Source organism: Shewanella amazonensis SB2B, from assembly GCF_000015245.1.
In the GTDB taxonomy this organism is placed as follows: Bacteria; Pseudomonadota; Gammaproteobacteria; order Enterobacterales; family Shewanellaceae; genus Shewanella; species Shewanella amazonensis.
Window position 1 is genome coordinate 4,139,180 of the sequence record NC_008700.1, and the last position, 12,869, is coordinate 4,152,048.

12 protein-coding genes are annotated in these 12,869 nt (G+C 54.5%); 7 read left to right on the top strand and 5 right to left on the bottom strand.

Translation table 11 applies throughout. The features are described from left to right. Positions 1–48 precede the first annotated feature (48 nt). Positions 49–549 carry a hypothetical protein gene (locus tag SAMA_RS18230; protein ID WP_011761612.1) on the top strand — a complete coding sequence of 167 codons (501 nt, stop codon included), beginning with the start codon at positions 49–51 and terminating at the stop codon, positions 547–549. Here the strand turns inward: SAMA_RS18230 and SAMA_RS18235 are convergent, their stop codons facing one another. From SAMA_RS18235 to greB, 3 genes are all read right to left on the bottom strand, one after another. Then, the gene (locus tag SAMA_RS18235; protein ID WP_011761613.1) at positions 550–2,490 is read right to left on the bottom strand and encodes an LTA synthase family protein; all 1,941 of its coding nucleotides are present in this window, start codon (positions 2,488–2,490) and stop codon (positions 550–552) included. Between the two features lie 165 nt (positions 2,491–2,655). Further along, complete coding sequence (locus SAMA_RS18240; protein ID WP_011761614.1) at positions 2,656–4,992, bottom strand: Tex family protein; 2,337 nt, start codon at positions 4,990–4,992, stop codon at positions 2,656–2,658. A 124-nt stretch (positions 4,993–5,116) separates the two neighbouring features. Then, the gene (greB, locus tag SAMA_RS18245; protein ID WP_011761615.1) at positions 5,117–5,614 is read right to left on the bottom strand and encodes a transcription elongation factor GreB; all 498 of its coding nucleotides are present in this window, start codon (positions 5,612–5,614) and stop codon (positions 5,117–5,119) included. A gap of 202 nt (positions 5,615–5,816) precedes the next feature. Here greB and ompR point away from each other — a divergent pair, with 202 nt between their 5' ends. The 3 genes from ompR to SAMA_RS19825 all read left to right on the top strand — a co-directional run bounded on the left by ompR (position 5,817) and on the right by SAMA_RS19825 (position 9,886). Next, positions 5,817–6,542 (top strand): osmolarity response regulator transcription factor OmpR, encoded by a 726-nt coding sequence (gene ompR, locus SAMA_RS18250; protein ID WP_011761616.1) that lies wholly within the window; start codon positions 5,817–5,819, stop codon positions 6,540–6,542. A 15-nt stretch (positions 6,543–6,557) separates the two neighbouring features. Then, a complete protein-coding gene (gene envZ, locus SAMA_RS18255; protein ID WP_011761617.1) occupies positions 6,558–7,874 on the top strand; it encodes a two-component system sensor histidine kinase EnvZ in 1,317 nt (438 codons plus the stop codon). Positions 7,875–7,942: 68 nt separating this feature from the next. Beyond that, positions 7,943–9,886 (top strand): methyl-accepting chemotaxis protein, encoded by a 1,944-nt coding sequence (locus SAMA_RS19825; protein ID WP_011761618.1) that lies wholly within the window; start codon positions 7,943–7,945, stop codon positions 9,884–9,886. A gap of 12 nt (positions 9,887–9,898) precedes the next feature. On the opposite strand, the gene SAMA_RS18265 is transcribed toward SAMA_RS19825, so the two are convergent. Then, entirely contained in the window at positions 9,899–10,372 is a 474-nt protein-coding gene (locus SAMA_RS18265; protein ID WP_011761619.1) for a peroxiredoxin, read from the bottom strand. Positions 10,373–10,507: 135 nt separating this feature from the next. Further along, on the bottom strand, positions 10,508–10,753 hold the full coding sequence (locus SAMA_RS18270; RefSeq protein ID WP_011761620.1) for a hypothetical protein: 246 nt from the start codon (positions 10,751–10,753) through the stop codon (positions 10,508–10,510). A 325-nt stretch (positions 10,754–11,078) separates the two neighbouring features. Between SAMA_RS18270 and SAMA_RS18275 the strand changes: the two genes are divergently transcribed. The 3 genes from SAMA_RS18275 to SAMA_RS18285 all read left to right on the top strand — a co-directional run bounded on the left by SAMA_RS18275 (position 11,079) and on the right by SAMA_RS18285 (position 12,840). Next, on the top strand, positions 11,079–11,444 hold the full coding sequence (locus tag SAMA_RS18275; RefSeq protein WP_041409961.1) for a nuclear transport factor 2 family protein: 366 nt from the start codon (positions 11,079–11,081) through the stop codon (positions 11,442–11,444). Next, positions 11,437–11,859, top strand: coding sequence for a GNAT family N-acetyltransferase (locus SAMA_RS18280; protein ID WP_011761622.1), 423 nt, complete (start codon positions 11,437–11,439; stop codon positions 11,857–11,859). Before SAMA_RS18275 ends, SAMA_RS18280 begins: the two co-directional genes overlap by 8 nt. A gap of 420 nt (positions 11,860–12,279) precedes the next feature. After that, the gene (locus tag SAMA_RS18285; protein WP_011761623.1) at positions 12,280–12,840 is read left to right on the top strand and encodes a GNAT family N-acetyltransferase; all 561 of its coding nucleotides are present in this window, start codon (positions 12,280–12,282) and stop codon (positions 12,838–12,840) included. Positions 12,841–12,869: the final 29 nt, after the last annotated feature.

Sequence of the window (12,869 nt, forward strand, 5' to 3'; positions counted from 1 at the left end):
GCTCAATCGAGAGGTTATTATTTAATCAGCCTGTTTTTGGAGTTCGTCATGCTGGTTGTCACCAACTACCCTCAAGTGCCATTAGCGACCAGTAATGTTGCGACGGACAGCGCTCGGGTAGAAAACCAGCAGCGCCCCCCCATAGTGCCGCCACCTCAGTTGACCAAGGGGCACGAAGAGAGAGCCTTTAATCCGCAACATGAACGCACTGCCGACGAACCTCAGGTTCAGGCCAGGCTGCAAAAGCGGGTAGAAGAGAAACAGCAACAACACCAGCAGCAACAGCATAAAGATGCCGAGCAGCAATCACAGCAGGCGCTACCCCGCCCGCTGAAACGCCCCGCCAAAACCACCGGCGCCCTCAGCCGCAGTGATCTTAAAGTTAAAAGCCAGCCACAGGAACCGAGGCACCCGCTGGGGAGTAAAACCGCTTCTCCACAAGCCGGGCTCCCCGATAGCTTTTATCGTGCCATCGCATCCCACGTAGACAGCTTTTATCATCACACCAGCGAGCCCAGGGCCGAAAGTACCCTCTCCTCCTGGGTGTGATCACTCCTGCCTGAATAACCCTTTCTGATAGGCAAGACTTCCCCACAAAGCCCAGGCCAAGGCGGTTTTTTGCATACTCTTGGGCTGTGGACTTGGCAGCAAGCTGCCATCTTCCGGTTGATAGGTAAAACCTTCGGGGTCGCGCTCAGGCTGCAGGATCACCAAATCCTGACCACGCATATAGGCAAAGTTCTTGTCGTACTGCATCAGCGCCCGCCCCGGCCAATTATCGGGTGTGCGGGTCAAATCTTTCCCCAGCATGGGGTAGCGGCCAGAAACGCCTATCAGCGATAACAAGGTCGGCGCCAAATCGATTTGGCTCACCACCCGCTGGTCGCGCTTGGGCGCCACCCCATCGGCAATGATGAGGCCGGGAATACGAAAGCGATTTACCGGCACCAGATTGGCACCGCCAACACGACTGTCGTGATCCGCCACCACCAAAAATACCGTGTCCTGCCAGTAGTCGGCATTTTTGGCGAGCTTAAAGAACTCACCTATAGCGAAATCCGCATACTTGGCGGCGTTATTACGGGTTTGCTTCGGCTGCTCATAGAGTTCGATGCGATCATCGGGAAACTCGAAGGGATCGTGGTTACTGGAGCTGAACACCAGACTGAAGAAGGGCGTGCCCTGCTGATGCAGGCGCTTAAACTCACTGTCGGCGCGGCGCATCAGGTCTTCATCTGATACCCCCCAACTGCCCACAAAGGCCGGATTCTGGTAGTCATCCTGGTCGACGATACGGCCAAAGCCATTGCCCAGGAAGAAACTGCGCATATTGTCAAAATGGCTTTCACCGCCATAGATAAACGAAGTGTCGTAACCCTGGCGACGTAAGAAATCGGCAATGGTGAAAAAGCCCTGTTGGCTCTTGCCCAGTTTGACTACGGCCCTGGCGGGAGTGGGGGTAAAGCCCGTGGTCACAGCCTCGATTCCGCGTACCGAGCGGGTGCCTGTGGCGAAGAGATTATCGAAGTACCAACCTTCCTGAGACAGCGCATCGAGATTGGGCGTCAATGGCAAACCACCGAGGCTACCGACAAAACGGGCACCCAGGCTTTCCTGCAGAATAATCACCAGATTGCGGGGCTTGCCCTGATAGGACGCTGGGTTATCCGAAAGACTGGGCAATAGGTCTGAAACAAAACGCTCAGCAGACCTGCCGCTGTCCTCGCGGATAGCAGCAATGATTTCCTCGTCCGTCAATTGACCATACATCTTGGCGGCATTTTCTTCCTGACCCATCTGAGTCATGGCAAACACCAGTGAATAGGCCGAATTTACCGTGAGCGAATTCACCAGAGGATCGTCGCAGAAGGCCACCATGGCCGGATTGAGCGGCCTGTGCCCCAAGGTCGAGCGTGCTCCCATCAGGGTCACAATAATCACCAGGAGTGCAAACACGGGTCGCCAGTACCAGCGCGGATAAACCAGATGGGTTGAAAGACGCCCGGATAAACGCCACCCCCCCCAGAGAATACCGGTGGACGCCAGCAGGCCAAATACCAACTCCATCGGTCTGCCACTCCAGAGCATGGACAGGACTTCTTTGGGGTAAATCAGGTATTCCACATAGAGGCGATTGGGGCGAATGCCGTATTCCTCGATGAAAGAAGGCGTTGAAAGTTCAAGAAACAGCATCAGCCACAGGCCAAGCACCAGCCAGCCTCTGAGCAGCACCAGCCACACACGGCCTATGGCGTGATTGCCGGCAAAAATCACTGTGCCCAGGGCGGCAATGCCCCACAGCCAGCACAGGGTGGCAATATCGACCCGCGCGCCTTGCAACAGCATATGGGTCCATCCCTCAGCGGCTGCCACTCTGTCACTCTGCCACAGACCAAGTCCAATACGGCTTGCCGTCAGGGCAACCATGGCCAACAGACCAAAAATGGCTATCATCCGCCAAATGCTTTGTGGCGGTTTTGTGCTTCTCATTGTGTTACTCCAAAATCCCGCTCTTGATGGCGGTGTGTCATACGCGGGTTGTATGATACAGAACGACAACAAAAGTTCATGAAAGATTCACACAATTTTTCGATTTGACCGTAAAAAGCAAAAAACGCGGCCAAAGCCGCGTTTTCAACCGATTGAAGCTAATACTTATTTCTTCATTTTGGCGAAAGCATCTGCAAACGCATTGCCCATGGCCGCATTGATAGCCTGAGGCTTCTGGGGTTTGGACTGGGGCTTGCCACCCTTGGCCTGGGCTGTTCTGGCGGCAGGCGCCCCCTTGCCCTTAGCGGCCTGAGCTGGCTGAGGTTTTTCATCGAGCCGCATCGACAGGCCGATACGCTTACGCTCGACGTCCACTTCCATCACTTTCACCTTCACCACATCACCGGCCTTCACCACGGTATGGGGGTCGCTGACAAACTTGTCCGACAAGGAAGATATGTGTACCAGACCGTCCTGATGCACGCCCACATCCACAAAGGCACCGAAATTGGTCACGTTGGTCACCACGCCTTCGAGGATCATCTCCGGCTTCAGGTCACGAACTTCAGTCACGCCCTCTTTAAAGTGCGCCGTTTTAAACTCGCCTCGGGGGTCGCGACCGGGTTTGTCCAATTCCTTGAGAATATCCGTCACCGTGGGTAAACCAAAGGCGTCTGTGACAAAATCCCCTGCCTTCAAGGTACGGATAAGCTCGGTATTGCCGATGAGATTAGCCAGCGGCACTTCACGGGTTTGAGCGATGGTTTCCACCAGTGAATAGGCTTCGGGGTGCACTGCCGACGCATCGAGGGGGTTATCACCCTCGCGGATACGCAAAAAGCCGGCGGCCTGCTCAAAGGCTTTGGGCCCGAGTCGAGGCACCTTGAGCAGCTCTTTTCGGCTCTTGAACTGGCCGTGCTCGTCGCGGTAGTCCACCAGATTTTTGGCCAGCGTCTTGTTGAGGCCAGACACCTGGCTGAGCAGGGGAACAGACGCCATGTTAACGTCCACACCCACACTGTTTACGCAGTCTTCAACCACGGCTTCCAGCGACTGGGACAGTTGGCTCTGGCTCACATCGTGTTGATACTGACCCACGCCAATGGACTTGGGCTCAATCTTGACCAACTCCGCCAGCGGGTCCTGCAAGCGACGGGCGATGGACACGGCGCCGCGGATGGACACATCCAAATCCGGAAATTCATTGGCCGCCAGCTCAGACGCCGAATAAACAGATGCGCCCGCCTCACTTACCATGACCTTGGTGAGCGTTGGGTGATGTTCTTTGACCGCCGCAATCAATTCAGCCGCCAGCTTGTCGGTTTCGCGGGAGGCGGTGCCATTGCCCACGGCAATCAGCTCCACCTTGTGCATACTCACCAGGTTAGCCAGGGTTCTCAGCGACTTATCCCATTGATTTTGTGGCTCGTGAGGGAAAATGGTGCTGTGAGCCACCAGTTTGCCTGTGTCGTTCACCACGGCCACCTTCACGCCGGTTCTCAGCCCCGGGTCCAGCCCCATGGTCGCCTTGGAACCGGCTGGCGCCGCCATCAGCAGATCGTGCAGATTACGGGCAAAGACCTTGATGGCGTCGTCCTCGGCCTGTTCACGCAAACGGGAAATAAACTCGGTTTCCATCTGCAGCGCCACCTTGATACGCCAGGTACCGGTAACCACTGTCTTGAGCCACTTATCGGCCTCACTGTCGCCCAGGGTCAAGCCCAGATGGTTGGCGATAATGACCTCACAATAACTGCCGCTGCCGGGTTCTGAGTCCGGGTCGGCAACCATGCTCAGGCTGAGAATGCCCTCATTGCGGCCACGCAACATGGCCAGCGCCCTGTGGGAAGGAACTTTGGCCAGCAGCTCGCTGTGTTCAAAGTAATCGCGAAACTTAGCCCCTTCTTTTTCTTTGCCTTCAATCACCTTGCTTTGCAGCACGGCCACTCCAGACAGGTGTTCACGCACCTTGCGGATCAGCTCGGCATCTTCGGCAAAGCGTTCCATCAGAATGTAACGGGCACCGTCTAGCACGGCACGGGTATCGGCAAAACCGGCCTCGGTATTGATAAAGGCAGCGGCTTCGGCCTCGGGGTTTGCAGGCCGCTGCTGCAGCAAGAGGTTCGCCAGCGGTTCGATTCCGGCTTCGATGGCAATCTGTCCCTTGGTGCGGCGCTTGGGTTTATAGGGCAAATAGAGATCTTCAAGACGGGTCTTGCTGTCAGCACCCAGAATAGCGGCCTTGAGTTCGGGAGTCAGTTTGCCCTGAGCGTCGATGGAGGAGAGGATCACGTCCCTGCGGTCATTCAGCTCACGCAAATAACCAAGACGGCTGTGCAGAGTACGCAGTTGGGTGTCATCCAGCCCCCCTGTCACTTCTTTACGATAGCGGGCCACAAAGGGAACCGTGGCACCGTCATCCAGCAGGGCGATGGTGGCAGTGACCTGCGCCTCACGGACATTCAGTTCATCGGCAATGATCCGCGCAATATTCGATGTCATCTGTTTTACTCGTACGTCTTAAGTGTCAATAAACACATGAAAGGATCGGCAGTGGCCCAAGAGTATCACGGCCACCCCGCAGTTTCATGCAAGTAGGCCTGCCATACCGCTTTTTGCCTGCGACCTAAGCTTCCATGCCATCAAAGGGTTGATAGCGAATCTCGTTGATAAACCATTCTTTTCGTCCCGACGGGGTTTGCACCACCACCTCATCATCCACCTGTTTGCCGATAAGGGCCCGGGCCATGGGTGAATCTATGGTGATATAGCCTTTTTTGGTGTCTATTTCATCCTTACCAACAATCCGGTAACGCACAACAGCCCCTTCATCGTTTTCCAGCTCCACCCAAGCGCCAAAGAAGACCTTGCCTTCCTGCTGGGGGGAATAATCAACGATTTTAAGTACTTCAAGACGTTTGATGAGATAGCGCACCCGGCTGTCTATTTGCCTGAGCAGGCGCTTGTTGTAGGTATAATCGGCGTTCTCGGAACGATCGCCCTGGGCCGCAGCTTCCTGCACCTTGAGGGTGATTTCGGGACGGTATTCTTTCCACAGGTACTTGAGCTCTTTGTCCAGAGCTTCCCAGCCCTTGCGGGTAATGAGATGGGCTTTTTCTGTCATGGATATCTTGCATGGCCAACAAATCTTGAGACAGGGTTCCAGAACCGTGACTGGCTTTCAAGCCCTGCGGTGCTCAGATGATTATTGAATGTTACAAAGTCCCGGGTGCTTTTTGCGTACAAAGTGGCTAAATTTAGGATATTCGGTCACTTTTTCGGTTAAGATTCCGAAAACTTGCGTGCCAATTTGAGGGGAAGGATACATGGGACAGGAAACCTCCAAGATTCTGGTCGTTGATGATGATATGAGACTCAGAGCCCTGCTGGAGCGCTATCTGGTGGAGCAGGGATTTCAGGTCAGAGCAGCCGCCAACGCCGAGCAAATGGACCGGCTGCTGGAGCGCGAGAATTTTCATTTACTGGTATTGGATTTGATGCTGCCCGGTGAGGATGGCCTGTCTATTTGCCGGCGATTGCGCCAGACCGGCAGCCCCCTGCCTATTATCATGCTCACTGCCAAAGGCGATGAAGTCGACCGCATTATCGGCCTTGAGCTGGGTGCAGATGATTACCTGCCCAAACCCTTTAATCCACGGGAACTGCTGGCGCGTATCAAAGCCGTGATGCGCCGTCAAACTCAGGAAATTCCCGGTGCGCCGGCGCAGCAGGAAGAAGAAGTGGGTTTTGGTGAGTTTCATCTCAATCTGGCTACCCGCGAAATGTATCGCGGTGACGAGTCCATTGCTCTCACCAGCGGCGAGTTTGCCGTGCTTAAGGTCTTGGTGACGCATCCACGTGAACCCCTCTCCCGGGATAAGCTGATGAATCTGGCCCGGGGCCGCGATTATTCGGCACTGGAGCGTTCCATCGACGTGCAGGTATCCCGCCTTCGACGCCTGATTGAAAAAGATCCCGCCAATCCAAGGTATATCCAAACCGTGTGGGGCCTGGGCTATGTGTTTGTACCCGACGGCAGCGCCCGTCGTTAAGCCCGGAGCAAAATCATGAAACTTCGCTGGTGGCAGCGCTTGCTGCCCCGCAGCGCCTTCAGTCAAACCGTGATGCTGATAGGCTGTTTGCTGTTGATTAATCAGCTGTTTTCCTATGTGTCTGTGGCGCTTTACGTCATCAAACCCAGCTATCAGCAAATCAACCAGCTCATTGCCCGGCAAATCAATTTTTTGTTTACCGAAGAGGCGGTCATTGGCCGCGAATATCTGAGTTTGGTGGATGCCCTCAATGCCAAGGTCGGCGATGGCAGCATGCACGTTTTCAACCAAAAGCAGGCCAGGGAAGCCGGCATAGACAGCGCCACCTATTACGGTTTGCTGTCGAATCAGATGTCAGAATACCTCGGCGGCAGCGCCGAAGTACGCATCACCCAGGGCGAAACAGTGCAGATTTGGATCCGCCCGCCACAGGCGCCCAGTGTTTGGATACGGGTACCTCTGTCGAGTTTCAACGAACTGGAAATGTCGCTGCTGACCCTGTATCTGATGGTGATTGGTGCGCTCAGTGTCGCCGGCGGCTGGCTGTTTGCCCGCCGCCAGAGCAAACCCCTTAAGGCGCTGCAGAAGGCCGCCATCAATGTATCGCGGGGGGAATACCCCGAAGCCATTCCCCCTGCCGGCTCCAGTGAAATAGTGGAAGTGACCCACGCCTTTAACCAGATGGCCCACAGCATGCGAATGTTGGAACAGGACCGGGCGTTGATGATGGCGGGGATCTCCCACGATCTGCGCACACCCCTTACCCGAATTCGTCTGGCCTCTGAAATGATGGTGGATGAGGATGCCTACCTCAGAGACGGCATCATCGCCGACATCGATGACATGAACGCCATCATCAATCAGTTCATCGCCTACATACGCCAGGATCAGGAAGCTGTTTGGGAGAAGGCCGACATCAATCAGCTGGTGAGCGAATATGCCCAGGCCGAGTCCAAACGTGATGGGGTAATTGAACTGGCACTCGGCCCCTGTATAGGGATCCCGGTGCAGGTTATCGCCATCAAACGGGTGCTGGGTAATCTGGTAGAAAACGCCTTTCGCTATGGTCGGGGCTGGATACGCATTTCAACCCGGATGGAGAAGTCCTCTTTGGTGCTAACCGTGGAAGATAACGGCCCCGGCATTCCGGTTGATCAAATCCCCAAACTCTTTCAACCCTTTACCCAGGGCGACATGGCGCGGGGCAGCCTTGGCTCCGGTCTGGGGCTGGCCATTATCAAGCGCATTGTCGACCGCCATCAGGGCAAGGTGAAACTCAGTAACCGGGTTGAAGGTGGTCTGAAAGCCGAGGTATTTTTACCGCTGGAATAAGTCAGCTTCATAAAATTGTCATCCTATCGTCATAAGCTGATGAAAATCGGCCTTAAACGTGAATCCGGATGAAAATTTCGACCCTGTCTCTGGGCGCATCTGCCTTGCTGTTGGTACTGGCAAGCCTGATGGCCGCCACCCTGTTGTGGACCAGCAATCAGCGGCAGCAACTGGAATTCCAAACCAGCGAGCTCAATCGACTGCAGCAACACTTTGTCATTGATGTCAGGCGTTTACTCGAGTCATACCTCACCAGTGGCGATGCCAGCCGCTTGGAGGACGCACGCAATCAATTAGCCGAAATGAGCACATCGCTGGCAGTATTGGAGCCCTCCCAGGCCAGGTTACTGGCAAGCAGGCTCGACATCTTTGGCACCGAACTCGATGGCAAATACCGCGCAGCCGGCAAGCTGGCCGGTAACCCACGCCAATTGTTATCCCACGCTGAGACTGAGCTGCTCGACTTTAACCGCCTGTTGGCCGCCTATGCCCGTGAAGGACTGGAAACCTCGCCCGACAAGGCAAACCAACTTCTTGACCTGACTGCCGAACTCCCTCCCCTTGTTTACGCCTTGTCCCAGCAAACCCACGGCTATCTTATTGACAAAGATACTCGTCTTAAGGGCATTCTGGATTCGAGTCTGGACAGCCTCGAGCAATGGCGCGCTGCGCTCACCAAGGCGCCTTTACTTGGGCTACTGGAAACCCTGGATGAAGATTCTCTGATGCCCGGCGAAGCCCCCCCACCGGCACAGGACAGGGCCGAAGGCCTGATAGCCGAACTCGACAGTCTCAGCGGACGCTATCGCCGTGAAATCGACAATACCCACAAGCTGCTGACCGACAACCAACAAACCCAGGCCGCGCTGCGCACAGCCATTGCCGATACCGAAAGTCTGCTACTCGCCATGGTTGACGAGCAGGATCAGCGCAGCCAACGCCTCAAGCAGCAAATGCAGCTTATTCTCTATGCCATGGCAGCTGCACTGGCTATCTATGCCTTCTTCTATCTGGTGATACAGCAAAAAAGGGTGGTGAAGCCACTCAAACGACTCAATCAGGCGTTTATGCAGCTCACAGAAACCGGGCAGCGGCAGCAATTGGATGTCCGCAGTCGTTGCGAAACCGGTCAGATAGCCGGCCACTTTAACCGTCTGCTGCACCGCTTTGAAGAAGAAGACGAAGCGCAGCGGCACAGGATCAGCGGCATTTCAGCCACCCTCGACCAACTCAGACGCCAAATCGCCGACATGGCCAACAGTGCCGAGGCCACAGGTGAGATTGTCACCCAGGCGCAGGAACGCACCGACGAGTTAAAAATGCTGGCCAGCGAGGTCAGCGACAACTCCACCCAGGTGGCCAGCGACGCCAACATCACGGTGGAGCGTATGACTCAAAGTCAGGCGGGTGCAGAAGAAATGCTGAGCGCAATCAAGGAAACCCGCGGTGCCGTTGAAGATTGCAATAGCTCACTGCTGAGCCTGAACGGTTCCGTCAGTAAGGTCGCCGGCATCATAGACGTGATTGGAAATATCGCCGAACAAACCAACCTGCTGGCCCTCAACGCCGCTATCGAAGCTGCCAGAGCCGGAGAACAGGGGCGCGGCTTTGCTGTGGTGGCCGATGAGGTACGCAGCCTGTCTCAGCGCACCCAGGTTTCGCTCAAGGAAATCCAGAATATTCTGGGTGAACTCAAAGGCGCCAGCGATCAATTGGCACTGAGAGTGAATGGCATAGATTCAGCCACGGGAACACAGCAACAAAAGGCCAGCCAGCTGTGGGAAGCGGCCGAGGCTGTCCGGGAACATGCTGGAGTGATGGCGGGCACCGCCGAAGAGGGGCTAAACAATGCCAGAACCCAAATGCTCTGCCTTGAAGCTTTTAACGACGCCATGACCGCCCTGTTGGCCCAATCAGGTCAGGCAGTCAAGGATAGCCAGGCCATTGCCGCCGAAGTTGCCACCCAGGTTGCCGCCATCGAACACGCCCTGAGTGGCAAGGTACAGACCTAATCCAGACCCGGCTTACAGAGCGGCCAACACCACTTCGGCTTTGCTGACTTCGAAGGCTTTTGGCGCTTCAACATTCAGTAAGGTGACCACGCCATTGTCTACCACCATGGCATAGCGCTGCGAACGCACACCGCCGAATGCCCCGGTGTCCATGGTCAGGCCCAAAGCCTGGGTAAATTGACCATCGCCATCGGCCAGCATCTTAATCTCAGCGGCATTCTGGGCATCACCCCAGGCCTTCATTACAAACGCATCGTTCACGGAAATGCAGGCGATAAAGTCGACACCTTTGGCCTTTATCTCGTCGGCCAGCACCACGTAGCCGGGCAGGTGAGCCGCCGAGCAGGTAGGGGTGAAAGCACCGGGAACGGCAAAAACGACGGCTTTTTTGCCGGCAAACAGGCTTTGTACATCATGGTTCACCATGCCATCGGCGGTGAGTTCGGCCAGCTGGCCCACAGGCAGAGATTGACCTGTCGTGATCATAATAAGCTCCAGAGAGGGATTGTTTTCACCATGCTACTCCCTTTGACGCGGCACAAACACCGAGAAAAAGCAGGGGCAAAAAACACAAACGGCACCCTAGGGTGCCGTTTGTTACAGAGTTGACCGTCAGGGCCATTATTCTCCCTGTTCAGGAGACTTGTTCCCGGCCTTATTACAGGCATAGGGGTCAACACATGCTGCCGTTTCTCGCTCGTTTCGATAAGCCGACAGGCTCTTGGCATCACCCACCTGCTGGGCAACAGCCTGGCGAAGCAGAGGCTGCATGCCTTCAAGGTTAGTGTCCTGCAGTGTGCCGTTGATATCCTGATAAGTAAGCCAGGCGGCATACGCGAGAATGGCATAGCAAATCTGCCGTTTCATGACAATATCCTTCAATTCTTCCAATTTGTTAGTCGAGAATAGATTCCGCTCTACTCACGGCGAATTTTGTTCAAAAAAATCAGTACTTTCAATAGTAGTTTTTTTGACCAGTCAAAATTATGACGAAATAGATTGCGCGCAATATATTAATGGCTTTTTATACAACCAGTTACAAAATCAGGTGCGTTTAAAGGCACAAAAAATTTTTTTATATTTTTTTTCAGGCATGCTATTCCTGTTGGTTGTTAAAGCAGCAATAACGCCCATGACAAGCGGGATAGCGCCATATGCGCAACGACTTATTTACTCAGAAAAAGGAATCAAAATGACACCGGAGCAATTGGTGCAAGGGCAGCTGGACGCCTATAACGCCCATGACCTGGACGCCTTTTTACGCTTTTTCAGTGACAAGGTGGCAGTTATCCGCCCGCCCGCATCCAAGCCTGTATTGCAGGGCAAGACCGAATTTACCGAGTTTTATCGAAAGGAACGCTTTTGTGTGCCCACACTCCATGCCGAAGTCAGCAATCGCATGGTGCTGGGAAATAAAGTGATAGACCATGAGCACATCACAGGCTTGGGCCCCGATGCATTTGAAGTGGCTGTGGTGTATGAAATTCAAGACGGTCTTATCCAAACTCTGTGGAGTTTTGGCGCAGACAAAATTCAGGGAATACCCAGTCATGACTGATTTCAGGGTTACCAGCACACTTGCCGACATGAACCTGTCCGTCATCCACGGCTTCTTACAACATTCCTATTGGGCCAAAGGGATCCCGGAAGCCACATTACGCCGCGCCCTGGAAAATAGCCTCTGTTTCGGGCTCTTCTGCGGAAGTGACCAAATTGGCTTTGCGCGTATGATCACCGATAAGGCAACCTTCGCGTATCTGGCCGATGTTTTTGTGCTGGAAAGCCACCGCGGACGAGGCGGCTCCAAGGTACTGATGCAGGCCGTGATGGCGCATCCAGAACTCACCGGGCTACGACGCATGATGCTGGCCACCAGCGATGCACATGGTCTGTATCGTCAGTTTGGTTTTACCGACCTGGGCAACCCGGGGATCATGATGGAGATACACCGCCCGAACGTATACCAGCCCTGATTCGTTCGACTTCAAGGCGGATTTCGGCTACGTATTTGTCGTCGTAGTCCAAACGTTCAAATTCCTCGAGGCAGGCCAGGTACATCGCCAGCCTGCGCTCTGCGGTCAATGTCGGTAAAAAAAGAAAATCCATTTTCTACATCACATCCATGTGATCACTCGGCATAGGTTGAAGTCTGTAGTTTAGAGCAAAATCTCCACTTTCAGTGGATCCGATCGCTTTAGCAGCGAGAGTTGCCAGTTTAATAAAATTATAATTTACAATGCGTTAGAAAAATAGCGTGGGATACCGCCTTACCAGGGTGGCAAATATCGCACAGCAATTGGCGCAGAGGCTTACGCCAAGAGAAGACACACATCGCAACGTGTTGATTTTAATTAAATTACAACATGCCGACCGGTTAGAACCAAGGACATTCCATGCTCACAGCTCCCCAACTTAAGGCAACGCGCTTGGCGCTGCGCCCACTGTCCCAACAAGACCTGGCGGCGTTCACCCTCTACCGCCAACAGCCAGAGGTAGCCCGCTATCAAAGCTGGTCAGATTACGACATGGGCAAAGCCCAAGCCCTGCTGAATGCACAGCTGGGCGGTACATTCGGCGCTGCCGGTTCCTGGTTTCAGATAGCCATAGTCGACAAAGACACGGATGCTTTGCTGGGCGACCTGGCACTGCATTTTATCGACGAGAACCAGCTGGAAATCGGTTTTACCCTGGCTCCCCGACATCAGGGCCAAGGCCTGGCGAAGGAAGCCGTCACCTGTCTGCTGGATTGGTATCTGCTACAGAATGGGGGCCACAGGGTGACTGCCATCTGTGATACAGAGAACCTGGCCAGTTGGCGACTGCTGGAAGCCCTGGGCTTCAGGCGCGAAGCCCACTGGGTGGAAAATATCTTTTTTAAAGGGGCGTGGGGCTCAGAGTATCAATATGCCATGCTCGCCCGGGAGTGGCGCTCTCGCTCTGTGAATCGCTTTTAAAACCAAAGCGCGACCCAGATCAGGAAACC